Here is a 23,917-nt window from a genome sequence, read left to right on the forward strand (position 1 = left end):
CGCCAAGGCGACGATCGCGCCGATCGTGGTCACGGCCAGCGAGCCCGTGATCAGGTAGAGCCCGCCGATTCCGCTCAAGCCGACCTTGATCAATTCCTGGAGGCTTCGCGCGTCGTTTCGGCTGACCGGGTTGTCTGGTCTGCCACCAGGCCTCTTCGCCATTGTTCTACCCCTCCGTATCGTGTACTAGTACACCTTGAGGTCAATGGTGACCCAGGCGCTGGTGGCCGGGAATGATCTTTTGTTTCCGGTGGTGGTTTTTCGGTGCCGGGTGGTGCTCTCCGCTCGCCTTGCCGTTGTCCCGGGTTTTCGATCATTGCCGGACCATGCAACGGATGGAGGGCCGTCTTGACCGGGCAGCTGGACTGTGTGTCCGTCGCGGACGGGGAAGCCGTCTCGGCGGTGGTTTCGGCTCTGCGGTGGCTGGCCACCCGGACGAAGGGGGAGCCTCTGCAGTTCCTGCGTCACGCGATCGACGACCCGGAGAGCGGGTCCGCGGTCGCGCTCGGCGTCTTGACCGAGTCGAGCGCCTCGCTGCCCGCCGGTACGCCGGAAACGCGGGCGCTGGCGGTCTGGGGCCTCATTGTCGAAGAACTCGGAAAAGTGGGGTCCGGGAACGACTCGAGGCGGCGAAACTCGTTGAAAGCGGCGTTCCGGCTGCCGCCGCCTCCCGGGTCCGACACGGAATGGAAGGCTACCCTCGAAGATCGCTTCAAGCAGTTGCTGGCGCTTCCGAAGGTCTTCGGCGATCCCTCGCCCACGACGACAGCGCCGATGCACAAAGCTTGGAAACGCGCGATCGAGCGTCTCGCCTCTTCGCTCGAGCAACAGCTGGTGTTGCTCGGATTCGACGGCCGGGACTGGCAAGAGCGGGTAGAGATCGGCAAGGCAGCAAAGGACGGTTTGCCGGAACAGCCAGGCGGTCGGCTGGCTCGGATTCCCCATCAGCGGGCTCCGTCTCAGGGTGCGCAACCGGTGTTCATGGAACGCATGCTCGTCCGGGTGGTCATGCGCCGGAGAACTGCGCTGAGCCGGACCACCAAGCGTGTCGTCACCGCTTGTGCGGACGGTGTTGACGGTTACGACGTGCACGCGTTGACCGGGTGGACCGGCGACCTCGCCGACATCCCCGTCCGGGCGATCTGGAACTGCCGGCTGGTCACCGTGCCCGGTGTGCATCCCGGCGACCCGCTCCTGGCCAGGCTGCGCTTCCGGACGAAGCTGCGTCGTGGGCAGCGCTACAGCTTCGTTTCCGAAGCGACCGACAATCGTCTCGACCAGGAACGCGAGTGGGTCAACGTCGATGTCGACCACCACGGTGTCGCGCCGGCGGAGACCGATCGCTATGGCGAGCCGATCGCCGGGCTGATGATCCAGATCAGTTTCGACGAGCAGTGCCTGCCGGAGGCTTGCTGGTGGTATGCGGAGCAAACCGATCACGAACGCCTCCGCCGGCCGCCGGCGGGTGACCCGCGCTTGTTGACGATCGAAGACGGTTTCGTAGAGCACACGTTCGTCGATCCGTGTCATCCACGGGAGGAGTACGGGATCGTTTTCCGGTGGCCTCAGCCGTAGCTGCCCGGCCAAACCTTAGGGTACTGCCTGACTCCGGAGTGCTTACGAGGGGATGCTCTCAGCAACATCTGCTACTAAAGGTAGTTTCTCTTCACCATGAGTGAAGGGAAGTTCTGCGTGAGGCACAACGGTGGCGGCGGCAACGGCAGTGGCAACGGCGGGGGGAACACGGGCAATTAGCCGGCCCCGCGGCTCCAAAGCAGGAAGAGCGCCACGCTTCGGCGTGGCCTCGCATCGGCACCCGCTACGCCCGCTTGGCGGCTAACCGCTCGGCCCTCGGCCACCTGACATCAGTCGCCCAGCCGAGTTGCTCAAAGGTCCGGATCACCCGAGCCGAAACGTCGACCTGTCCCCGCAACACCCCGTGACGCGCGCAAGTCGGATCAGCGTGATGCGAGTTGTGCCAACTCTCGCCCATCGACAGGATCGCCAGCGGCCAAAAGTTGGCCGCCTTGTCGCGTGAAGCGAACGGCCTTTCCCCGATCAGGTGGCAGATCGAGTTCACCGACCACGACACGTGGTGCAGGAACGCGATCCGCACCAGCCCGGCCCAGAAGAACGCCGTCACGACGCCCCACCACGACCACGACAGCAGCCCGCCCAGCGCGGCCGGCAGGGCCAGGCTCAGCGTGATCCACAGCCAGAAGTACCGGTTGACCACCCGCAGATCGTCGTCCGCCACCAGGTCCGGGGCGAAGCGGTCCGCGTTGGTCACCTCGCGGGAAAACATCCAGCCCATGTGCGCGTGCCAGAAGCCGCGCAGCAGGGCCGATGGTGATGTGCCGAACAGCCATGGCGAGTGCGGGTCGCCCTCGCGGTCGGCGAACGCGTGGTGCCTGCGGTGGCTCGCCACCCAGAAGATCACCGAGCCCTGCACCGCCATGCTGCCCGCGATCGCCAGCACCACCCGCAGGGGACGCGACGCCTTGAACGCGCCGTGCGTGAAGTAGCGGTGGAAGCCGACCGTCACGCCGAGGGTCGCGAACACGTAGAACACCGCCGCGAGGATCAGGTCGATCCAGCTCATGCCCCAGCCCCACACCAGCGGGACCGCGACGAGGAGTGCCGCGAACGGCACCAGCAGGAACGTCTTCAGCACGAGCATCTCGCCGGTCCCCCGGCGGTGGGAGATGATCGGCTTGGGCGCGGAGCGCGTCGTCATGCGCAGACCCTATGCGGTGCGAGTTAAGGCGGTGTGACCGGCGGTTGCTCAGGCGGTGGCGAGTTCCTTAGGGGCCGCCGTCAGCGAGACGACCGGGCCGCGGTCGCGGCTGCCGATCCACAGGGACGCCGTCGCGATGATCACCGCCATCGCGCCGAGGACGTGGAACGACACCATCGCCTCCGGCACGCCCAGCGCGTACTGCAGCGAGCCGAGCCCGCCCTGCGCCAGCGCGATCACCCAGACCCAGATGTAGCGCTGCCACAGCCCCTTCGGCGCGCCGATGCGCATCAGCTGGAGGCCGAACACCGCGAGCAGCAGCATGTAGAGCACCAGCAGTCCGCCGTGGACCTGGGCGAGCGTCTCGACCGGGACGGCCAGGCGGTGCGTGTTGATGTCGCCGCTGTGCGGGCCGGCGCCGGTGACCGTCGTGCCCGCCGCGAGCACCAGCCACATCACCACGGCCAGCGCGACCAGGATCGAACGGTGGGGGACCAGCGAGCGCGCGGGTTCGTCGCCTTCGCGGAACGCGCGCAGCAGCAGGACCGCGAGCCAGACGAGGGGAGTGGTGGCGAGGAAGTGGATCGCGACGGTCCACCACTCGAGCTTGGCGAGCACGGTCATCCCGCCGACGACGGCCTGCAGCACGACGCCGCCGGGCATCGTCCAGGCCAGCTTGACCAGGCGGGTGCGGCCCGGGTGGTCGATCTGCACGCGCCACGCCGTGATGACGGCGACCGCGGCGACGGCGATGACGACACCGGTGAGCATCCGGTTGCTGAATTCGATCCACTGGTTGAGCGCGTGGATGCCCGGGTGGTCGACCGGGACCAGGCTGCCGGCGACGCACTGCGGCCAGGTCGGGCAGCCGAGGCCGGAGCCGGTGACGCGCACGATGGAGCCGGTGACGCCGATCAGCGCCTGCGCGAGGACCGCGGCGATCCCGACGGCCCGCTGCACGGCGGCGGAGGGGTACGGCAGGCGGGCGACAAGGCTGGTGAACGGCACCCATCGATGGTAGAGCGCGCGGAAATACGGCTTTCGGCAGGTCCCGGCGCCCAGAGTGACCGGAAGTGCGCAAGGGACCTAGGTCACTCGGTTTTCTTCGCCTTCTTCTGGAAGAGGCCCATCGACTGTGCGATGACCGCCCCGAAGCCCAGCACGGCCAGGGGAACCGTCCGGATCCAGAACGCTCCCGCGTCCACCTTCACCAGGAGGATGATTGCACCGATCGCCACCACGAGCAGGAGCAGCATGATCAAGAAGACGCGGGTTTTCGAAACCATGTGAAGCAGCCCCCTGGGGTCCGGATGCGAATCCGGATGACCTTTTCAGGACGGCGCGCGGTCCGTGAGGTCACTTCTACCCGTCTTGATCGGACTCAGGTGAGCTTGGTCGTGCGGGAAGCCAGTGCCCCCGCGAGCACCGCCCACACCGCCAGCACCGCCATCGGCCCGGGAGCGAAAGCCCCGTCCACCAGCGCCGCACGCATCCCCTCCGCCAACGCACCCGACGGCAGCAGCTCCACCACGCGAGCCAGCCCCGACGGCAACGCGGACGGCGCCAGCAGGATCCCGCCCGCCAGCAACAACACGAACCACACGATGTTCGCCAGCGCCAGCACGGCCTCGGCGCGCAAAGCCCCGCCCAAAAGCACGCCCAGCGCCCCGAACGCCAGCGTCCCCAACACCAGCAGCAGCACCGCCGAAGCGAGTCCGGCAGGAGATGGCGACCACCCCAGGAACGCCGCCACCACACCGATGATCACCGACTGCAGCACGACCACCACCAGCGCGGCCATCAGACGCCCGGCCACCAGCAGCCACCGCGGCAACGCCGTCGCCGACAGGCGCTTCAGTACCCCGTAACGCCGATCAAACCCCAGGGCGATCGCCTGGCCGGTGAATGCCGAGGACATCACCGCCAGTGCCAGGATGCGGGGCGTGATCCAGTCCACTTTGGACGTCGAGCCGAGCTGGGAGGCCGGCAGGATGTCCAGCAGTGACAACCCGATCAGCAACGCCAGCGGGATGAGCAGCGTCAACAGCACCTGCTCGCCGTGGCGCAACGTCAGGCTCGCCTCGACCCGCGCGTGCGTGCGCAGCATCCGGCCCAGCGACCCCCGTCCGGGTGCCGGGACGAACACACCGGGCTCGAACACGCTCATGCCCGCAGCTCCCGCCCGGTCAGCTCCAGGAAGACTTCCTCGAGCGTTCGCTTGCCGACCTGCAGCTCCTCCGGCAGCACGCCCTGCTGTGCGCACCACGCCGTGACCGTCGACACGACCTGCGGGTCGACCGACCCCACCACGACATACGTGCCCGGTGCCGACTCGCGCACCGCGTACCCCTCCGGGAGCGCCGCCGTCAGCAACGCCGTGTCCAACCGCGTGCGGGCCTTGAACCGGAGGCCCGCGTTGCCGCTCTCGTCGATCGTCAAGGACTGGGGCGCTCCGGAGACGACCACCTTGCCGTGGTCCACGATCACCACCGTGTCGGCCAGTGCCTCGGCCTCCTCCATCAGGTGCGTGGTCAGCAGCACCGAGACGCCGTCGCGGCGCAACGCGCCCAGGAGGTCCCACACCAGGCGCCGGGCCTGGGGATCCATGCCCGCGGTCGGCTCGTCGAGGAACACCAGCTCCGGGCGCCCGACCAGCGCGCACGCCAGGGAAAGCCGCTGCTGCTGCCCGCCGGACAGGCGCTTGAACGGCGTCCGCCGGACCGTCGTCAGCCCGAGGATGTCCAGCAGCCAGGCCGGGTCCAGCGGGGAGGCCGCGCAGGACGCCACGAGCCCGAGCATCTCGTCGGCGCGGACGCCGGGGTAGGCGCCGCCGCCCTGGGGCATGATCCCGACGCGGGGGCGCAGCGCGGCCGATTCACGGACCGGATCGAGTCCCAAAACCCGGACAGAACCCGCGTCAGGCTTGATGAAGCCTTCGCAGACCTCGACGGTGGTGGTCTTGCCGGCCCCGTTCGGGCCGAGCAGGGCGAGCAGGCTGCCGCGCTCCATCCGCAGGTCGAGACCGTCGACCGCGCGGGTGGAGCCGTAGCTTTTGACCAGCCCGGTGATCTCGACGGCGGGGGCACTCACATCGGGTCACGATACGGCGTCGGCCCGCGCGGGCACCCGCGGGGACGGCCTGGAGAGCAGGACGGGCGCGAGCCGCCGCACGATCAGCATCCCGCCGCCGCACACCACGATCGCCGCGACGTAGGCGAACGGGAGCACGTACGGGCGGCCGTCGAACGTGCTGCCGGTGGGCGGCAGCAGGAACGGCAGGGCGGCGGACACGACCGCCGCGGCCACCCGGAACCGGGACGTCCCGGCCGCGGCCGCCAGCGGGATCACCGCCCACAGCAGGTACCAGGGCTGCAGGTTGATCTGCAGGATCATCACCGCGCCGAGGGAGACGCCGAGGCCGATGATCGGCCGGTAGCGCCACTTGAAGCTGTCCCACAGGAACTTGACCGTGATGGCGACCGCGACCAGGTAGCCGAGCGCGCCGAGGATCGGCACCAGCCCGTTGGTGTGGTTGCCCAGGCCGAGGGCGATGCCGAGGACACCGGAGAGGTTGGCCAGCTCGGCGGTGGGGGAGATCCACGACCGGACGAGACCCGGCGTGTTGAACGTCGCACCCACCCAGCCGAACCCGAGCCCGCTGCCGAAGCACACGGCGGTCAGCACCACGCCGAACCACGCCGCCATCGGCGCCCCGGCCAGGAACAGGTCCTTCAGCCGGCCGTGCCAGCGGCGCGCGACCATCACCGCGAAGAACGGCAGCGCGAACACCGCGGGGACCTTCACCGCGACGCCGAGCGTGATGATCGCCACGCCGAGCCCGATGTAGAGCAGCTCGCCGCGGGCCAGCGGTGGTGGCGTGTCGCCCTTCACCCGGATCGGCAGCTTGCGGATGCCGACCTCCAGCCCGGCCAGCATCAGGCCGATGGCGAGCGCGTCGTTGTGGGCGCCGGCGACGAAGTGGAAGATCAGCAGCGGGTTCAGGGCGCCGAGCCACAGCGCGGTCGCGGGCTGGACGCCGAAGCGGCGGGCCAGCCGGGGCAGCGCCCAGACGATGAGGACCACGCCGGCCAGGGCGAGCACGCGCTGCAGGAGCACGCCCATGGCGATGCTGTTGCCGGACAGCGGCGCGAGCCAGCCGCCGAGGCGCAGCACCAGCGGCCCGTACGGGGCCGGCGTCTCGCGCCACATGTTCGACACGCCCGCGGTGAACGGGTCGGCGACGCCGAGGGCCTGCGCCGGGCCGAGGACGTAGGGGTCCATGCCGCGGTGCACGATCTCGCTCTGCGCGAGGTAGCTGTAGACGTCGCGGGAGAACAGCGGCGGGATGACCAGCAGCGGCAGCACCCACAGCGCGATCGTGCGCGCGAGCTGGCCCTGCGACGCGAGCCGGGCGCGGTCGGGCCGGGCGAACTTCCCGAGCATCAGCCAGCTGAGCACGAGGATGCCCATCCCGGAGATCGCGATGGCCAGCGACACCGTCGGGATCCGGGTGAACAGCCGCAGCACCGGGATCTCCTGCACCGGGTTGATCACCGGGGCGGCGCCGGCGCCGAGGGAGCCGAGGGCGAGGAAGAGCGACCCGATCGTGCCGAAGCGGCGCACGACGTTGAGCCCGCGCTGCTCGTCGGCTTCGAGGGGGAGGGGTTCGAGGGGCCGGACGGGTGAGAGCGTCACGGGGTGGGCGTCCTCGGTCGCGAGCACCGTCGCCTGCTGGTCCTGTTCACCCACTGCCACGGGTGCAGGGTATCGGGGCCACCGGCGAGTGAGTCGGGTCACTGCCGGACACCCCGCCTTTGCGGGTCATCCGGAAATAAGACACACTTGTGTTGTGAAAAAGACGGAGGCGGGTGACGAGGCGGGCGGCGACCTGGCGCGCGCCGGGCTCCCCGTCGTCCCGTCGCAGGTCAGCGCCGAGGGCAAGACCCGGCACGAGGTCGCCCGGGTGCTCCTGGAACAGGGTCCCATGACCGCCGTCGTGGTCGCCGAGCAGCTCGGGATCAGCCCGACGGCCGTCCGCCGGCACCTGGACGCGCTTCTCGCGGACGGCGAAGCCGAGACCCGGGACGCGTCGCGGCGCGGACCCCGGGGCCGGGGCCGTCCGGCCAAGCTCTTCCTGCTGACCGAGGCCGGCCGCGCCCGGTTCGGGCACGCCTACGACGACCTGGCCGTCTCCGCCATCCGCTTCCTCGCCGAGCACGCGGGTGAGGACGCCGTACGCGCCTTCGCCGAGCAGCGCATCGAGAAGCTCGTCGGGCCGCACCGCTCCGCGATCACCGGATCGAGTGATCCGGCGGCGCGCGCGGAGGCCTTGGCGACCGCGCTGACCAGGGAGGGCTACGCTGCGTCGACCCGTCAGGTCGGAGCCCCGGCACCGGGCCAGAACGTCGGCGCGCAGCTCTGCCAGCACCACTGTCCGGTCGCCCACGTGGCCGCGGAGTTCCCGCAGCTCTGCGAGGCCGAGACGGAGGCGTTCGCCGCGCTGCTGGGCACCCACGTCCAGCGGCTGGCGACCATCGCACGCGGTGACTCCGCGTGCACCACCCACGTACCCGCCACGGCGGGTCCGCCGGCCCATCCCGAGCCGGTCAGAACGGTGCCCTCAGGGCGCACAGCACGGATCCCGAATGGAGGGAAACCCGCATGACTGCCGCTGCCGAGCAGCGCACTCCCACCACCGCGCCACTGAGCCAGGAAGAGACCATCGAGTCCCTTGGCAAGTACGCGTTCGGCTGGGCCGACTCCGACGAAGCGGGCGCCAGCGCCCGTCGCGGGCTGAACGAAGATGTCGTCACCGACATCTCCGGGAAGAAGTCCGAGCCGGAGTGGATGCGCGAAGCGCGACTGAAGGCGCTCAAGCTCTTCGAGAAGAAGCCCATGCCCAACTGGGGGGCCGACCTCTCCGGGATCGACTTCGACAACATCAAGTACTTCGTCCGCTCCAGCGAGAAGCAGGCTGCGAGCTGGGAAGACCTTCCCGAAGACATCAAGAACACGTACGACAAGCTCGGCATCCCCGAGGCGGAGAAGCAGCGCCTCGTCGCCGGTGTCGCGGCGCAGTACGAGTCCGAGGTCGTCTACCACTCGATCCGCGAGGACCTCGAGGCCCAGGGCGTGCTCTTCCTGGACACCGACACGGCGCTCAAGGAGCAGCCGGAGCTGTTCGAGGAGTACTTCGGCTCGGTCATCCCGGCCGGCGACAACAAGTTCTCCGCGCTGAACACGGCGGTCTGGTCCGGCGGCTCGTTCATCTACGTGCCGAAGGGCGTGCACGTGGACATCCCGCTGCAGGCCTACTTCCGGATCAACACCGAGAACATGGGCCAGTTCGAGCGCACCCTGATCATCGTCGACGAAGGTGCTTACGTGCACTACGTCGAGGGCTGCACGGCGCCGATCTACCAGTCCGACTCGCTGCACTCGGCGGTCGTGGAGATCATCGTCAAGAAGGGCGCCCGCTGCCGCTACACGACCATCCAGAACTGGTCGAACAACGTCTACAACCTGGTCACCAAGCGCGCCAAGTGCGAAGAGGGCGCGACCATGGAATGGATCGACGGCAACATCGGTTCCAAGGTGACCATGAAGTACCCGTCGGTCTTCCTCATGGGCGAGCACGCCAAGGGTGAGGTCCTCTCGGTCGCGTTCGCGGGCGAGGGCCAGCACCAGGACGCGGGCGCCAAGATGGAGCACCTCGCGCCGTACACCTCCTCGACGATCGTGTCGAAGTCGGTGGCGCGCGGCGGCGGCCGCACCTCGTACCGCGGCCTGGTCCGCGTGGCGAAGCGCGCGCACCACTCGCGCTCCAGCGTCGTCTGCGACGCGCTGCTGGTGGACACGATCTCGCGCTCGGACACGTACCCGTACGTGGACATCCGCAACGACGAGGTGTCCATGGGCCACGAGGCCACGGTGTCGAAGGTCAGTGAAGAGCAGCTGTTCTACCTGATGTCGCGCGGTCTCGACGAGGCCGAGGCGATGGCGATGATCGTGCGCGGGTTCGTCGAGCCCATCGCGCGTGAGCTGCCGATGGAGTACGCGCTCGAGCTGAACCGCCTGATCGAGCTCCAGATGGAAGGGTCCGTCGGCTAGTCATGTCGGTTACCGAGAACAACGTTTCGGAAGCCATCCGCGAGGGGGCCGTCATCCCGGCGGCCTCCCGCGCGGAGCGCTTCACCTCCTACGACGTCGAGGCCTTCGAGGTCCCGGGCGGCCGTGAGGAGAACTGGCGCTTCACGCCGATGAAGCGGCTGCGCGGCCTGCACGACGGCAGCGCGCCCGCCACCGGCGAGATCACGCTGGAAGCCGACGCCGCCCCCGAACTCACCATCGAGACCGTCGGCCGCGACGACTCGCGCCTCGGCCAGGCCGGTGTCCCGAGCGACCGGATCGCCGCCCAGGCGTACTCCTCGTTCACCCAGGCCACCGTCGTGACGGTGCCCAAGGAGACGAAGGCGTCCAAGCCGTCGGTCCTGCGCATCCACGGCCCCGGTGTCGACAAGGTCGCCTACGGGCACCTGCAGGTCCGCGCCGAGGCGTTCGCCGAAGCCGTGGTCGTGCTCGACCACGTCGGCTCCGGCACCTACGCCGACAACGTCGAGTTCGTCATCGGCGACGGCGCCAAGGTCACCGTGGTCAGCGTCCAGGACTGGGCCGACGACGCGGTGCACGTCTCCGAGCAGCACCTGAAGCTGGGCCGCGACGCCGCGCTGCGGCACACCGTGATCACCCTGGGCGGTGACCTGGTCCGCGTCTCGCCGACGGCGACCTTCACCGACAAGGGCGGCGACGTCGACATGCTCGGCGTCTACTTCGCCGACGGCGGCCAGCACCAGGAGCACCGCCTCTTCGTCGACCACGCGGTGCCCAACTGCAAGTCCCGCGTGGGCTACAAGGGCGCGCTGCAGGGCGAGGGCGCGCACACGGTCTGGATCGGCGACGTGCTGATCCGCGCCGCGGCCGAGTCGACCGACACCTACGAGTTCAACCGCAACCTCGTGCTCACGCCCGGGGCCCGCGCGGACTCCGTGCCGAACCTCGAGATCGAGACCGGTGAGATCGAAGGCGCCGGCCACGCGAGCGCGACGGGAAGGTTCGACGACGAGCAGTTGTTCTACCTCCAGTCGCGCGGGATCGCCGAAGAAGCCGCTCGACGCTTGGTCGTGCGCGGGTTCTTCCACGAGATCCTGGTGAAGATCGACGTCCCCGAGGTGCGCGAGCGCCTCGAAGCCGCGATCGAGGCCGAGCTCGAAGCCGTTGGCGCCTGACGCCGTCCACCGCAGACTTTAGGAAACGAAGAATGGCTACCCTGGAAATCAAGGACCTGCACGCCTCGGTCGACACCGACGAAGGCGCCAAGGAGATCCTCAAGGGCGTGAACCTGACGATCAAGTCGGGCGAGACCCACGCGATCATGGGCCCGAACGGCTCCGGCAAGTCCACCCTGTCCTACGCGATCGCCGGCCACCCGAAGTACCAGGTGACCTCCGGCGAGGTGCTCCTCGACGGCGAGAACGTGCTCGAGATGAGCGTCGACGAGCGCGCCCGCGCCGGCCTGTTCCTGGCCATGCAGTACCCGGTCGAGGTCCCCGGCGTCTCCATGTCCAACTTCCTCCGCACCGCGGCCACCGCGGTCCGTGGCGAGGCCCCCAAGCTGCGCCACTGGGTCAAGGAGGTCAAGGAGGAGATGGGCAAGCTCGAGATCTCGCAGGAGTTCGCCGAGCGCTCGGTCAACGAGGGCTTCTCCGGCGGCGAGAAGAAGCGCCACGAGATCCTGCAGCTGGCGCTGCTCAAGCCGAAGTTCGCCATCCTCGACGAGACCGACTCCGGCCTCGACGTCGACGCCCTGCGCGTCGTGTCCGACGGCGTGAACGCGTACAAGGCTTCGAGCGAGGTCGGCGTCATGCTGATCACGCACTACACCCGGATCCTGCGGCACATCACGCCGGACTTCGTGCACGTCTTCGCCGGCGGCAAGATCGTCGAGTCGGGCGGCAAGGAGCTGGCCGACGAGCTGGAGGAGAACGGCTACGTCAAGTACGTCGGCAAGCCCGAGCCCGCCGCGCTCTGACTTCCGCCAGTACACACCGAGAATGAGAGGAGTCGGCCCGATGACCACCACCTCGGCCAGCTCTTTGCCACTGGACGTGGCGGCCCTGAGGGCCGACTTCCCCATCCTGTCGCGCACCGTCCGCGACGGGAAACCCTTGGTGTACCTGGACTCCGGGGCGACGTCCCAACGTCCGCAGCAGGTGTTCGACGCCGAACGTGACTACGTCTTCACGTCGAACGCCGCCGTCCACCGCGGCGCGCACCAGCTGTCCGAAGAGGCCACCGACGCCTACGAGTCCGCACGCGCGAAGATCGCGGAGTTCGTCGGCGCCGACCCCGAAGAGCTGGTGTTCACCAAGAACGCGACCGAGGGCATCAACCTCGTCGCGTACTCGATGAGCAACGCCGCGACCGCCGGTCCAGAAGCCGCGCGCTTCGTCGTGGGCCCGGGCGACGAGATCGTCATCACCGAGATGGAGCACCACGCGAACCTCGTGCCGTGGCAGCAGTTGTGCCAGCGCACCGGGGCGACGCTGAAGTGGTTCAAGGTGACGTCCGACGGTCGTCTCGATCTGTCCGATGTGGACGAGCTCATCACCGAGCGCACCAAGGTCGTGGCGTTCGCGCACCAGTCGAACGTGCTCGGCACGGTCAACCCCGTGTCGCTGCTCGTCGAGAAAGCCAAGGCCGTCGGCGCGCTGACCGTGCTCGACGCCTGCCAGTCGGTGCCGCACTTCCCGGTCGACTTCCACGCTCTCGGCGTCGACTTCGCGGTGTTCTCCGGCCACAAGATGCTCGGCCCGTCCGGCATCGGTGTCCTCTACGGACGCACCGAGCTGCTGTCGGCCATGCCGCCGTTCCTCACCGGCGGGTCGATGATCGAGATGGTCCGCATGGAGGGCTCGACTTTCGCGCCGCCGCCGCAGCGGTTCGAGGCCGGCGTGCCGATGACGTCGCAGGCCATCGGCCTCGGCGCGGCCGTCGACTACCTCTCGGCCATCGGCATGGACCGCATCGCGGCCCACGAACACGAGCTGGCCGCGGCCGCGCTCGAAGGCGTCGGCGCCATCCCGGGCGTCCGGATCGTCGGGCCGACGGACCTCAAGGACCGCGGCGCCACGGTGTCGTTCGTGATCGACGGCGTGCACCCGCACGACGCCGGCCAGGTGCTCGACAGCCTCGGCATCGCCGTCCGCGTCGGCCACCACTGCGCGTGGCCGCTGCACCGCGCGTGCGGCGCCCAGGCGACCGTGCGCGCGTCGTTCTACCTCTACAACACGCTGTCCGAAGTCGACGCCCTGGTCGCGGGGGTCCGTGAGGCCCAGAAGTTCTTCGGGGTGGCCCAGTGAACCTGGAGAGCATGTACCAGGAGATCATCCTGGACCACTACAAGAACCCGCACGGGCGCGGCCTGCGCGACCCGTTCGACGCCGAGTCGTTCCAGGTCAACCCGACCTGCGGCGACGAGGTGACGCTGCGGGTCAAGGTGGACGACGGGAAGGTCGCCGACGTCTCCTACGACGGCCAGGGCTGCTCCATCAGCCAGGCCTCGACGTCGGTCTTGACGGATCTCGTCGTCGGCCACACCCTTGAGGAGGCGTTCACCACCATGGACGCCTTCGTGGAACTGATGCAGGGCAAGGGAAAGATCGAGCCGGACGAGGACGTGCTGGAGGACGGGATCGCCTTCGCGGGCGTTGCCAAGTACCCGGCCCGCGTCAAGTGCGCCCTCCTCGGCTGGATGGCTTTCAAGGACGCCGTCGCCCGGACCACCAGTGGAGCTGAGAAAGCATGACCGAAGACACCGCCACCGACGCTCGTGAGGGCCGGACCGCCGCCGACCTCGACGCCGAGACCACGGCCACGCAGGACCTCGACCTCGCCAAGCTCGAGGACGTCGAGGAAGCCATGCGCGACGTCGTCGACCCGGAGCTCGGCATCAACGTCGTCGACCTCGGGCTGGTCTACGACATCCGCGTCGAGCAGGACAACACGGCCACGATCGACATGACGCTCACGTCGGCGGCCTGCCCGCTGACCGACGTCATCGAGGACCAGACGTCGGCCGCGCTGACGTCCGGGGGGCTGGTCAAGGACTTCCGGATCAACTGGGTCTGGATGCCGCCGTGGGGCCCGGAGAAGATCACCGAGGACGGCCGCGAGCAGCTGCGCGCCCTCGGCTTCACCGTCTGACGTTTCTTTCATCGAGCGGGTCACCCTCCGGGGTGGCCCGCTTTGTGTATAACGACCTATACGGCGCGTGCCAGGCCAGCGCGTACAGGACGAGCGCGGTGAGGAAACCGCTGCCGGCGCCGGTGACCGCCAGGTAGGTCGCGTTGCCGGCCACCCCCGCGCGCGTCATCGCGTCGTGGTGGGCGAGGAACGGCAGCACTTCCGCCAGGACGCCGGCCAGGGCGCCCGCGGCCAGGACCGTGACCACGGACTTGCGGTGGCGGCTGGCTTCCGGCGCCGGGCGGGTGGGCGCGGTGCGGTACCAGCGCACGAGCCACCAGACGAGGACCGCGGCCCCGGCGATCGTGCTGACCAGCTGGATCAGGCGTCCGACGTCGACGCCGGTGACGAGCGGGGTCCGCAGGAACGCGAACCCGTCGTTCTCGTGGGTGAAGGCGTCCCAGCCGACGTGCGTGGCGGCGCCGATGACCAGCGACAGCGCGATCCAGCCCGGCCGCTTCCAGCCGAAGGCGCGGGGGAGCCGTTCGGCCAGTGGCCGGGGCGCGAGTGCCAGGAGCGGCCGCTTCAGCACGACGTGGAAGACGGCCAGCAGGACCAGGGCGATCAGCGGGTCGAGCCAGAGCACCGAGACGAGTTCGTGGGTCTTGGTCAGGCCGACGCCGGGCAGCCGCGGCACGAACCAGAAGACGTCCGGAGCCACCGAACCGGCGACGAGCGCGGACGGCACCAGCGGTCGTCTCGCCAGCGGCAGCACGGCGGCGGGATGACTCAGCGTGAACGGCACCGGGCTAGTATCCCGGGGTGGTCCTGCGGTCGATCCTCCTGTTCCTGGCCGCGGCCGTCTGCGAGATCGGCGGCGCGTGGCTGATCTGGCAGGGCGTCCGCGAAAACCGCGGCTGGCTCTGGATCGGCGGTGGCCTGGTGGCGCTGGGCCTGTACGGCTTCGTGGCGACGCTCCAGCCGGACGCCCACTTCGGCCGCATCCTCGCCGCGTACGGCGGCGTGTTCGTGGCGGGCTCGCTGGCCTGGGGCGTGGTCGCGGACGGTTACCGCCCGGACCGCTACGACGTGCTCGGCGCGGTGCTGTGCCTGGGCGGTGTCGCGGTGATCATGTACGCACCCCGCTCCGGGTGATCCGTAACGTTCTCCCGCCGCGGTCGATACACCGGTGCACTCGTCATGGGGGGAACGTATGCGCCAGCTTGTCCTGCTTCCGGCTGTCCTGATAGCCGGGTCCATCTCCGTCCTCGCGGCTCCGGCGGCTTCGGCCGCGGACGGGTTCGTGCCGTCCGCCACCGTCGCGCGGGCTTCCTGGGGGTACGTCGAAGCCGCGACGCCGACCGTCTCGCACCCGGGTGGCACGGGCGCCGCCCCGGTCGGCACCACGCTGCGCGGAGCGACGGCCGCCCGGTCGTTCTTCACCTTCGACGTCGCCCGGTTCAAGGGAACGCACGTCGTCTCGGCCGCGGTCGCGGCGAAGGAGACGCGTGCCGCGGACTGCGGTAAGCGCTCGCTCGAGCTGTGGCGCACCGCGCCCTTCACCTCGCGCTCGTCGTGGCTGAAGCCGCCCGCGGAGCTGGAACGTCTTGCCACCGCGGGGAAACCGGCATCGGGCTGTGTCGTCGCGGACGCCCGGTTCGACGTCACCGCCGCCCTCTCGGCGGCGACCGCGCGGGGCGACTCGACGCTGACGCTCGAGCTGCGGGTCCCGGCCGTGCAGGAGTTCGACCCGCGCTACGCCCGGGACTTCGCCGGCGACGTCGCGCTGCAGGTCGGCTACAACGGCGCGCCTGCCGCGCCCACGGCACTCGAGAACAACGACGCGGCCTGCACTCCCGAGGCGCCCGGCCGCTACCTCAACCCGAACTACCGCGACTTCACCCCGTCGGTCGTCATGAGCGGGCACTTCACCGACCCCGACGAGGGCGACGGGCTGACCGCGCGTTACGAGCTGTGGCCGGTCGACCAGCCGTCGGCGCGGCGAGAGCTCGAAGCTCCGGTCTACGAAGGCGGATCGGGCTCGGTGCTGGTGAAGAGCGAGGAGCTCACCGAAGGCACCACGTACGGCTGGCGCGTCCGGGGTGACGACGGCACGGACGTCTCGCCGTGGAGCACCACCTGCTACTTCACCGTCGACCGCGTCGTGCCGAACGCGCCCACCGTCACCTCCGACGTCTACCGCACCGACGTGTCCGGCGCGCAGGGTGACGTCGGCGTGCCGGGGCACTTCACCTTCAGCACCAGCGGTTCCGACGACGTCGTCGGCTACGAGTACTCGATCGCGACCGGCGGCTGGACCGACCCGAAGACCGTCGCGCCGGAGCACCCGGGCGGCCCGGTGACGGTCACCTGGGCCCCCACGGACTCGGGCTGGACCTACATCTACGCCTACGCGATCGACCGTGCGGGCAACCGCTCGCAGACGCTGTCGACGGGCTTCTACGTCCGCGAGTCGCGGCCCGACGTCTGGTCGGTGCGGTACCCGCAGGGCTGGACCACCCTCGACGGCGGCGTAGGGATCCCGGGTGTCTTCACGTTCTCGCCGATGCAGCTGGAAAACGTCGTCGAGTACCAGTACCGGCTCGACGACGGCCCGACCCTGACCGTGCCCGCGGGTGCCGACGGCAAGGGCGCCGCGACCATCACCCCGCCGAGCGGCGGGTTCCACGACGTGTTCGTGCGGAGCAAGGGCGCGTCGGGGCGCGTGTCGGCGGAGCGGGGTTACCGGTTCCAGGTCGACGACATGCCGACGGTCACCGGCGCGGACGGCGTGATCCCGCTCGGCGCGCCGCGGACCATGACCTTCGCGCCGCGCGCGGCCGGCGTCACGTCGTACGACTACGCGTTCATCCTCAACGGCGGTTCGCCGGGGGAGTACCGGTCGGTGCCCGCCGGTCCGGACGGCACGGCCACCATCACGTGGACGCCCGATCGCACCGACTACATCCTGCTGCGGATCCGCAGCCACAGCGGGCCGGCCGCGCAGACCCTCGAACGGTCCGTGTACCTGACCGTCGACGGCGCCGCGCCGAAGGTGACGATCACCGGAGGCGCGCACCCGGGCGAGGCCGCCGAGGCGGTGTTCAGCAGCAAGGTGCCGGGCGTCGCGAAGTACGAGTATTCGATCGGATCCGAACTTCCGCGCACCATCGCGGCTCGCGCCGACGGCACCGCCGCGATCACCTGGGTGCCGGCCACCGGCGGCTGGCAGACCGTCCGGGCCCAGGCGGTCACGGCGAGCGGGATCACCACCGACCCGGGCTACGGCTCCGTCTTCGTCCACGACGAGCCGGAGATCACCTCGGCGGACTTCCCGCGGGACGGCACCACCGCCGGTCACCCCGGCCGGTTCGCCCTGGTGGCCCACCAGCCGGGTGCGGTCGACTTCGTCTACTACCTGGCGGGCCAGGAGGTGACCGTCCCGGTCGGCCCGGACGGCCGGGCGTCCTTCGACTGGACCCCGCCGGGCTACGACAGCTACCAGCTCTCCGTCCGGACCCGGGATGCCGCGGGGACGCTTTCGACGGAGTCGAGCTACTCGTTCTCGGTGTTCAGCCAAGCGGTCATCGCCTCCGACGACTACCCCGAAGGGAAGTTCAGCGGGGGGCCGGGGGTGCCGGGGACGTTCCGGTTCTCGTCGGCGTCGGACACGGTGTCGAGCTACAGCTACACCTTCTCGGGCCACTCCGAGAACGAGAGCGGGACGGTCGCGGCGGGTCCGGACGGCCGGGCGACGCTGACGTGGACGCCGAAGCAGCCGGGCTACTACTCGCTGACCGTCTCCCACCGCTACCGCGACGGCGGGTACAACACCCAGCGCTCCTACTCGTTCTTCGTGAAGGAAGGTTCGTCGTCGTGACCGAGGTGTCCGCGCCGCCCGCCGCGTCCCGGCGCCGGGCGCTGCCGCTGGTCCTGGCGATGGCGGCCGTCATGCTGCTCGGCATCGGGGCCGGCGCCTACGGCGTGGGCACGATGCTGCTCGGCTACCGGTCGTACGTGACGCCGGGTGGGGCGATGAGTCCCACGCTGCAGTCCGGTGGCCGCGTCGTGGTCCGCGACCGGGACGGCGAGGAGGTGCACCGCGGGGACGTGATCCTGTTCGACCGGCTGGCTTTCGAGCGGGGCGACGAGCCGGGCGGGAGCGTCTTCCGGGTCGTCGGGGTGGCCGGCGACGCGGTCGCGTGCTGCACCGACGGCAAGCTGACCGTCAACGACAAGGCGATCGCGGAGACCTACCTCAGCACCGGCCCGGACGCGCAGGACCCGGTGGCGACGACCACCTTCTCCGTGCGGGTGCCGCCGGGCGCGGTCTTCGTCTCCGGGGACAACCGGGGCAACGCCGACGACTCCCGGTTCCGCGGCGTCGTCCAGCTGTCCGGGGTCAGCGGGTTCGTGGTCGCGACCGGCACCTTGGTCACGCCGAAGCCGCTGCCGGCCGTCACGGCGTTCACCGACGCGGGCCTGCCGGGCGCGCCCCTGGGCGACTCGACGCTGGGCACGCTGCGGTGGTGGATCGCCGGCGGCGTGGTGCTCTTCATCGCCGGGGTCATCGGGCTGTTCGTGACCGTCGTCCGGAGCGCCGGAAGACGACGAAGAGCAGCCGCAGCCCCACCAGTGCGCTGACCACCAGCAGGTTGTAGCCGAACACCTGGTGCAGGGTCAGGTCCGCGGCGATGCGCGGGCCGCCCGTGCCGGTCAGCAGGAGCACGGCCATGAGCCCGGTCGCCGCGCCGACGAAGGCCAGCAGGACCTCGTGCACCAGGCTCGTGACGACGTCGCGGTCGCGCTCGTCGGAGAACAGCCGGACGTTCACCGACAGCCGGCCCTCCTCCAGGGCCGCGCCGATGCGGTCGACGCGGCGGGGGATGCGGCGCAGCACCGGCAGCAGCGCCACGACCTCGGTGAGCGCGGTGTGGCGCAGTGAGTCCGGCCGCAGCCGGGCGCCGACCTGCTCGACGGTGAACGCGCGCGACTCGGCCACGACGTCGAACGCGGGATCCAGCGCGGCCAGGGTGCCCTCCACCGTCGCGAGCGCCCGGAACACCGCGGCGACCGGCGGCGGCACGCTCAGCCGGAAGTCCGCGACCACCCGGAACAGCCCGGTGAACAGGTCGAGGCCGGCGGCGCGGCCGGGTCCGAAGTGCCGGGCGACCAGGGCGCCGAGGGCGCGTTCGAGGCGCTGCTCGTCGATGTCGGCTGTGCGGTCGACGATCTCCAGGAGGCCGTCGCGCAGGGCGGCCGGGTCGCCGCGGTCCAGTGCCAGGACCAGGTTCTGCAGGCCGCCGCGCAGTCCGGCGTCGAGCCGGCCGACCGAGCCGAAGTCCAGCAGCCCCAGGCGGCCGTCGGCGAGCACCATGAGGTTGCCCGGGTGCGGGTCGGCGTGGAAGACACCGCCGATCATCACCTGGTCGAGCAGGCAGCGCAGGAGTGACCGCGCGAGCCGCTTGCGGTCGGCCGCCGGTGCGGTCTCCAGCGGCTTGCCGTCCAACCGGGACATGACGAGGACGCGCTCCGTGGACAGTGCTTTGTGGACGGTGGGCAGGACGACGTCCGGGCACGAAGTCGCGGTCACGGCGGTGATGTTGCGGGCTTCGATGGTGAAGTCGAGCTCCTCGGTGAGCGCTTCGGCGAACCCGTCGGCGAGCTCGGCGACCCCGAGCGAGCGGGCCCAGTCTGCGCGTTCCTCCAGTGCCGCGGCGACGCGCCGGACGATGTCGATGTCGCGTTCGGCCTGCTCCCGCACGCCCGGGCGCTGGACCTTGACGACGACGTCCTCGCCGCCGCGCAGCTTCGCCCGGTAGACCTGCGCGACCGACGCGGTGGCCAGGGGTTCCGGGTCGAACTCGGCGAAGACGTCGTCGGGCGAGCCGCCGAGCTCCTCGGTCAGCACGGCCCACACGGCGTCGGCTTTCGCGGGCGCGACCCGGTCCTGCAGCTTGCCGAGCTCGTCGACGAACACCGGAGGCAGCAGGTCCGCGCGCGTCGAAAGCAGCTGGCCGAGCTTCACGAACGTCACGCCGCCCTCTTCGAGCGCCTGGCGCAGCGAGCGGGCGAGCTTGGCGTGGCGCCCGGGCGCGAGATCGGGGTCGCGGCGGCCGGCGAGGTAGCGGCCGAGGCCGTGCTTGATGGCGATCCGGCTGATCCGCGAGTACCGGCGGGCGCGCCGGACCTTGGTGAGCAGCGAGCGCGGCCGGAACCCGCCCGGGAAGGCCATTTCGGCGACCAGGAGGAAGATCAGCGTCGCGAGGAAAGCGCTGCCCGCCAACGGGATCAGCAAGCCGATGGCCGCGCCGCCGTGGTGCAGCAGGGAAACCGGGAACGCCTGGCCGATGCCGCCCGCGACGAGCCAGCCGAACCCGGCGCCGCACAGCGCGCGGACGACGCCGATCCGGACGCCGAGCACCCGCCGCGACGCGACCACCAGCGGCCACAACACGAGCGCGTACAGGGGGAGGGTCAGCAGGCCCAGCAAGACGTCCATGCCGCCGAGCAGACCACGCGGGCCGGGCCGGACGGCTCCTGCGGCGGCGGGATGCGGCTCCCTCCCGCGAGGGAACTACTTTCGGCCGTGGCCCCGTTCGTCCGTGGACTTCTAACCTGACCGCGCGAACCACGGTGAAGTGTTCTCTAAACCGGACGAAGGAGACACGATGAACGGACGCGCGATCGGCCGGATCGTGGCGGTGGCCACGGCACTCGCGGCCCCGCTGGGCCTGGGGCTCGCGGTCGCTCCCGCCGCCTCGGCGGCCGCGGTCACGACGTTGTACTACAGCTCGTCGGGCGCGCCGGACTACCTCGCCCAGATCGACCAGGGCGCGGCCAACTGGAACGCCGCGGTCACCGACGTGAAGCTGGTCAAGCGCACTTCGGGCGCGACGATCAAGTTCCACGAGATCCACAGCGGCGGGTCGTACACGAACACGAACGGCCACGGCCGCGGCGACATCTACCTGGACACGAGCCAGGTGGCGGAGGGCTTCGACCCGACCCGCATCGCGGCGCACGAGCTGGGCCACAACCTGGGCCTGCCGGACCACTACACGGGCCCGTGCACGGAGCTGATGTCCGGCCACGGCCCGGGGACGGCGTGCAAGAACGCGAAGCCGTCCGCGGCGGAGGCGGCGAAGGTGCAGTCCTTGTGGGTGAACGGCTTCGCTGCTTCGGAGGCTGCGTCCCGGAACGTCGCCTAGCCGCCCGGTGCCGGTCGTGAGTGGGAAACAGGGTTAGAACACTGTTTCCCACTCACGACCCGCGCTCCATCGCGAGGGGGAGGCGCGCACCGGAGCCGCCTGCGAAGATCGACCGGTGCGCGTACTCCGCCCGCTGCTGAGCAAGGCGACCTACCGCCGCTGGGTGTACCTCGTGCTCGGCGGGGCCATCAGCGTGCCCTACCTGCTCTTCTCCGCCGTCGCCGTGCCGTCGCTGCTGCCGTTCGTCACCACCGTCGAGCGCGCGACCCTCGTCGGCGGCCTGCTCACCCTGCTCGTGCTCGCCGCGACCGCCTTCCTGCCCGCCGTGCACGTTCTCGAGTCCACCGCCGTGCGCGAACTGCTCGACGACCCCGTGCCCGACGCCCCCGCGAAACCCCGGACCCGGCCCGGCCGGCGGCGGGCCGCGGGGATGTTCGTGCTGCACGTCGTCGCCGGGTTCGTCGTCAGCTTCTTCAGCCTCGCCGCGCCCGTCGCCATCGGTGTCTCGATCAGCGCCGTGTTCACCGGGCATCTCGTCCAGACCGCCGGGGGCGACGAGGTCACCGTGCCGACCGGCTGGCCGTCGGTGTGGCTGCCGGTCGTGTTCACCGTGGGCGTGGTCGTGCTGATCTACGCCGTCTGGGCGACCGGCGCCGTGCTGCGCCGGGTCGCGGGGCGGCTGCTCGGGATGACCGCCGCCGACCGGATCGCCCAGCTGGAGCGGCGGACCGGGCAGCTCGCCGAGCGCAACCGCCTGGCCCGGGAGCTGCACGACTCGGTCGGGCACGCGCTGAGCGTCGTCACCATCCAGGCCGGTGCCGCCCGGCGGACCCTGCGCACCGACCCGGACTTCACCGAACGCGCGCTCGGCGCGATCGAGGAGTCCGCCCGCACGGCCCTCGACGACCTCGACCACGTCCTCGGGCTGCTGCGCGACGAGGCGGCCGGCCGGACGCCGCAGCCGGCGCTCACCGAGCTAGCGACCCTGCTCGAAACGACGCGGCTGGCCGGCACCGAGGTCGTCGCCGAGATCGGTGGCGACCTGGCCGCGGTGCCCGCGGTGGTGTCGCGCGAGGTGTACCGGATCCTGCAGGAATGCCTGACCAACGCGGTGCGCCACGCCGGTAGGGTCCCGGTGACGGTGGTCGTCGACGTCGCCGCGCACGGCCTGGTCGCCCGGGTCGCCAACCCGCTGGGGACGGGCTCCGGCACCGGCGGTGGCCGCGGCCTGCGCGGGATGACCGAGCGGGTCGGGGTGCTCGGCGGCGCGCTGTCGGCCGGACGGGTGGACGAGCGGTGGGAGGTCGTGGTGCGGGTGCCGTGGGGGAGCGGGCGATGAGCGCGGGCGTGCTGCTGGTCGACGACGAGCCGCTGATCCGCGCCGGGCTGCGGGCGATCATCGACAGCGAGCCGGACCTGACTGTGCTCGGCGAGGCCGCGGACGGCGCCGAGGTGCCCGGGCTGGTGGCCCGGCTGCGCCCGGACGTCGTGCTGATGGACGTCCGGATGCCCGCGGTGGACGGGATCCGGGCCACCACGCACCTGATGTCCACGATGGACAGTCCGCCGAAGGTGATCGTGGTGACGACGTTCGAGAACGACGACTATGTGTACGACGCGCTGCTCGCGGGCGCCAGCGGCTTCTTGCTCAAGCGGGCGCGGCCGGAGGAGATCGTGGCGGCGATCCGGACGGTGGTGACGGGCGAGTCCCTGCTGTTCCCGGCGGCGATCCGCCGCCTTGCGGCCCACCACGCCCCGACCGGCGACGGGTTGGCGAGCGCGAGCCTGACCGAGCGGGAGCGCGAGGTCCTGCGGCTGATGGCGGGCGGACTGTCCAATGTGGAGATAGCGGGCGAGCTGTACCTGGGGATCCAGACGGTGAAGACGCACGTGGGCAACGTGCTGGCGAAACTGGGGGCGCGGGACCGGACCCAGGCGGTGATCCGGGCGTACGACTCGGGCTTCGTCACCCCGGCCGGCTGAGCTACTGCTGACGCGGCTGGTACCCCGGCGGCGGTTGCTGAAATCCCTGCGGCGGGGAAAAGCCCTGCGGCGGCTGGAATCCTGGATGCTGCTGAAAGCCTTGCGGCTGCTGGAATCCCTGCGGTTGCTGAATGCCAGGCGGCGGGGGAAAGCCCTGCGGTTGCTGAACGCCCGGCGGCGGCGGAAAGCCCTGCGGCGGCTGGAATCCCGACTGCTGCTGGAATCCCTGTGGCGCGGGAAACCCTTGCTGCGGAAACCCCTGCTGCGGCGCGAAGCCGACCTGCTGCCCGGCGACGAACCCAGCCGGGACGGACCCGGCCGGGACGGGCCCAGCCGGGCCGGATCCCTGGCCGGCGCGCCGCCGGATCGCGATGACCAGTCGCCAGCCGCACGCGCCCGCGATGGCCGCGCCGATCCCGAACGTGACCCAGCGGCCGCCGTTCTTGAAGGTGGCCGCGTCGTCGATCGACTCCTGGCGCTTCTCTTCGTAGGTCTCGCTGGTCGTCTGGCCGTACTGGGTCCGGTCGCAGGTCTGCCCCGGTCGCATCTCTTCGCTGCCGCACAGCACCTTGCCGCTCGGCTCCCCGGAACCGAACAGGCCGAGCGCCATGAACCCCAGTCCGATCAGCAGGCCGACGGACCACCAGACCACGCTTCTCACTGAATCCCCCTCTACGCCAAACGGGCTAACGGGGGTATCAGACCACAAAACGATCTGTGACGCACACGCTTCCGGCGTAACTCC

General features: G+C 70.5%; 23 protein-coding genes. 14 read left to right on the plus strand and 9 right to left on the minus strand.

The window, feature by feature from the left end:
- Window positions 1-348: 348 nt before the first annotated feature.
- A complete protein-coding gene (locus ACZ7OU_RS21370; RefSeq protein WP_470256349.1) occupies window positions 349-1,575 on the plus strand; it encodes a hypothetical protein in 1,227 nt (408 codons plus the stop codon).
- Window positions 1,576-1,819: 244 nt separating this feature from the next.
- On the opposite strand, the gene ACZ7OU_RS21375 is transcribed toward ACZ7OU_RS21370, so the two are convergent.
- From ACZ7OU_RS21375 to mptB, 6 genes are all read right to left on the minus strand, one after another.
- Entirely contained in the window at window positions 1,820-2,737 is a 918-nt protein-coding gene (locus ACZ7OU_RS21375; RefSeq protein ID WP_470256350.1) for an acyl-CoA desaturase, read from the minus strand.
- A 48-nt stretch (window positions 2,738-2,785) separates the two neighbouring features.
- Window positions 2,786-3,745 carry a COX15/CtaA family protein gene (locus ACZ7OU_RS21380; protein ID WP_470256351.1) on the minus strand — a complete coding sequence of 320 codons (960 nt, stop codon included), beginning with the start codon at window positions 3,743-3,745 and terminating at the stop codon, window positions 2,786-2,788.
- An 83-nt stretch (window positions 3,746-3,828) separates the two neighbouring features.
- Window positions 3,829-4,023 (minus strand): hypothetical protein, encoded by a 195-nt coding sequence (locus tag ACZ7OU_RS21385; protein WP_360471800.1) that lies wholly within the window; start codon window positions 4,021-4,023, stop codon window positions 3,829-3,831.
- A gap of 95 nt (window positions 4,024-4,118) precedes the next feature.
- Window positions 4,119-4,904, minus strand: coding sequence for an ABC transporter permease (locus ACZ7OU_RS21390; RefSeq protein ID WP_470256352.1), 786 nt, complete (start codon window positions 4,902-4,904; stop codon window positions 4,119-4,121).
- Window positions 4,901-5,827 carry an ABC transporter ATP-binding protein gene (locus ACZ7OU_RS21395; protein ID WP_470238329.1) on the minus strand — a complete coding sequence of 309 codons (927 nt, stop codon included), beginning with the start codon at window positions 5,825-5,827 and terminating at the stop codon, window positions 4,901-4,903. The genes ACZ7OU_RS21390 and ACZ7OU_RS21395 overlap by 4 nt, the downstream gene beginning before the upstream one ends.
- Window positions 5,828-5,833: 6 nt before the next feature.
- A complete protein-coding gene (gene mptB / locus ACZ7OU_RS21400; protein WP_470257639.1) occupies window positions 5,834-7,459 on the minus strand; it encodes a polyprenol phosphomannose-dependent alpha 1,6 mannosyltransferase MptB in 1,626 nt (541 codons plus the stop codon).
- 127 nt (window positions 7,460-7,586) lie between these two features.
- Here mptB and ACZ7OU_RS21405 point away from each other — a divergent pair, with 127 nt between their 5' ends.
- The 7 genes from ACZ7OU_RS21405 to ACZ7OU_RS21435 are packed head-to-tail and all read left to right on the plus strand — an operon-like array spanning window position 7,587 to window position 13,999.
- The gene (locus tag ACZ7OU_RS21405) at window positions 7,587-8,402 is read left to right on the plus strand and encodes a helix-turn-helix transcriptional regulator (RefSeq protein ID WP_470256353.1); all 816 of its coding nucleotides are present in this window, start codon (window positions 7,587-7,589) and stop codon (window positions 8,400-8,402) included.
- Window positions 8,399-9,847, plus strand: coding sequence for a Fe-S cluster assembly protein SufB (gene sufB / locus ACZ7OU_RS21410; protein WP_470238327.1), 1,449 nt, complete (start codon window positions 8,399-8,401; stop codon window positions 9,845-9,847). Before ACZ7OU_RS21405 ends, sufB begins: the two co-directional genes overlap by 4 nt.
- A gap of 2 nt (window positions 9,848-9,849) precedes the next feature.
- Entirely contained in the window at window positions 9,850-11,022 is a 1,173-nt protein-coding gene (gene sufD / locus ACZ7OU_RS21415) for a Fe-S cluster assembly protein SufD (protein WP_470256354.1), read from the plus strand.
- Between the two features lie 32 nt (window positions 11,023-11,054).
- Entirely contained in the window at window positions 11,055-11,825 is a 771-nt protein-coding gene (sufC, locus tag ACZ7OU_RS21420) for a Fe-S cluster assembly ATPase SufC (RefSeq protein WP_363997928.1), read from the plus strand.
- Between the two features lie 40 nt (window positions 11,826-11,865).
- Window positions 11,866-13,155: a cysteine desulfurase gene (locus ACZ7OU_RS21425; protein ID WP_470256357.1), complete on the plus strand. Its 1,290-nt coding sequence runs from the start codon at window positions 11,866-11,868 to the stop codon at window positions 13,153-13,155.
- Window positions 13,152-13,601, plus strand: coding sequence for a Fe-S cluster assembly sulfur transfer protein SufU (sufU, locus tag ACZ7OU_RS21430; protein WP_285483014.1), 450 nt, complete (start codon window positions 13,152-13,154; stop codon window positions 13,599-13,601). The genes ACZ7OU_RS21425 and sufU overlap by 4 nt, the downstream gene beginning before the upstream one ends.
- Window positions 13,598-13,999, plus strand: coding sequence for a metal-sulfur cluster assembly factor (locus tag ACZ7OU_RS21435; RefSeq protein WP_285483013.1), 402 nt, complete (start codon window positions 13,598-13,600; stop codon window positions 13,997-13,999). The genes sufU and ACZ7OU_RS21435 overlap by 4 nt, the downstream gene beginning before the upstream one ends.
- Here the strand turns inward: ACZ7OU_RS21435 and ACZ7OU_RS21440 are convergent.
- Window positions 13,989-14,783, minus strand: a complete 795-nt coding sequence (locus tag ACZ7OU_RS21440; protein ID WP_470256359.1) for a DUF4184 family protein — start codon at window positions 14,781-14,783, stop codon at window positions 13,989-13,991. The genes ACZ7OU_RS21435 and ACZ7OU_RS21440 overlap by 11 nt on opposite strands.
- A gap of 17 nt (window positions 14,784-14,800) precedes the next feature.
- On the opposite strand from ACZ7OU_RS21440, the gene ACZ7OU_RS21445 reads away from it, so the two are divergent.
- From ACZ7OU_RS21445 to lepB, 3 genes are read left to right on the plus strand one after another with little or no spacing between them, the layout of a single operon-like run.
- Window positions 14,801-15,133: a YnfA family protein gene (locus ACZ7OU_RS21445; RefSeq protein ID WP_470256360.1), complete on the plus strand. Its 333-nt coding sequence runs from the start codon at window positions 14,801-14,803 to the stop codon at window positions 15,131-15,133.
- Window positions 15,134-15,191: 58 nt separating this feature from the next.
- Window positions 15,192-17,858 carry an RHS repeat domain-containing protein gene (locus ACZ7OU_RS21450; protein ID WP_470256361.1) on the plus strand — a complete coding sequence of 889 codons (2,667 nt, stop codon included), beginning with the start codon at window positions 15,192-15,194 and terminating at the stop codon, window positions 17,856-17,858.
- Window positions 17,855-18,622 carry a signal peptidase I gene (gene lepB, locus ACZ7OU_RS21455; protein WP_470256362.1) on the plus strand — a complete coding sequence of 256 codons (768 nt, stop codon included), beginning with the start codon at window positions 17,855-17,857 and terminating at the stop codon, window positions 18,620-18,622. The genes ACZ7OU_RS21450 and lepB overlap by 4 nt, the downstream gene beginning before the upstream one ends.
- On the opposite strand, the gene ACZ7OU_RS21460 is transcribed toward lepB, so the two are convergent.
- Window positions 18,546-20,480, minus strand: a complete 1,935-nt coding sequence (locus ACZ7OU_RS21460) for an ABC1 kinase family protein (RefSeq protein ID WP_470256363.1) — start codon at window positions 20,478-20,480, stop codon at window positions 18,546-18,548. The two genes, lepB and ACZ7OU_RS21460, sit on opposite strands and share 77 nt — an antisense overlap.
- A gap of 169 nt (window positions 20,481-20,649) precedes the next feature.
- On the opposite strand from ACZ7OU_RS21460, the gene ACZ7OU_RS21465 reads away from it, so the two are divergent.
- The 3 genes from ACZ7OU_RS21465 (at window position 20,650) to ACZ7OU_RS21475 (ending at window position 23,172) form a co-directional block, all read left to right on the plus strand.
- Window positions 20,650-21,189, plus strand: a complete 540-nt coding sequence (locus tag ACZ7OU_RS21465; RefSeq protein ID WP_470238319.1) for a snapalysin family zinc-dependent metalloprotease — start codon at window positions 20,650-20,652, stop codon at window positions 21,187-21,189.
- 115 nt (window positions 21,190-21,304) lie between these two features.
- Window positions 21,305-22,528: a sensor histidine kinase gene (locus ACZ7OU_RS21470; RefSeq protein WP_470256364.1), complete on the plus strand. Its 1,224-nt coding sequence runs from the start codon at window positions 21,305-21,307 to the stop codon at window positions 22,526-22,528.
- A complete protein-coding gene (locus ACZ7OU_RS21475) occupies window positions 22,525-23,172 on the plus strand; it encodes a response regulator (protein WP_470238317.1) in 648 nt (215 codons plus the stop codon). The genes ACZ7OU_RS21470 and ACZ7OU_RS21475 overlap by 4 nt, the downstream gene beginning before the upstream one ends.
- Window position 23,173: 1 nt before the next feature.
- Here ACZ7OU_RS21475 and ACZ7OU_RS21480 read toward each other — a convergent pair whose 3' ends face one another.
- Window positions 23,174-23,824 carry a hypothetical protein gene (locus ACZ7OU_RS21480; RefSeq protein ID WP_470256365.1) on the minus strand — a complete coding sequence of 217 codons (651 nt, stop codon included), beginning with the start codon at window positions 23,822-23,824 and terminating at the stop codon, window positions 23,174-23,176.
- Window positions 23,825-23,917: the final 93 nt, after the last annotated feature.

It is taken from the genome of Amycolatopsis sp. NPDC114505 (assembly GCF_055633615.1).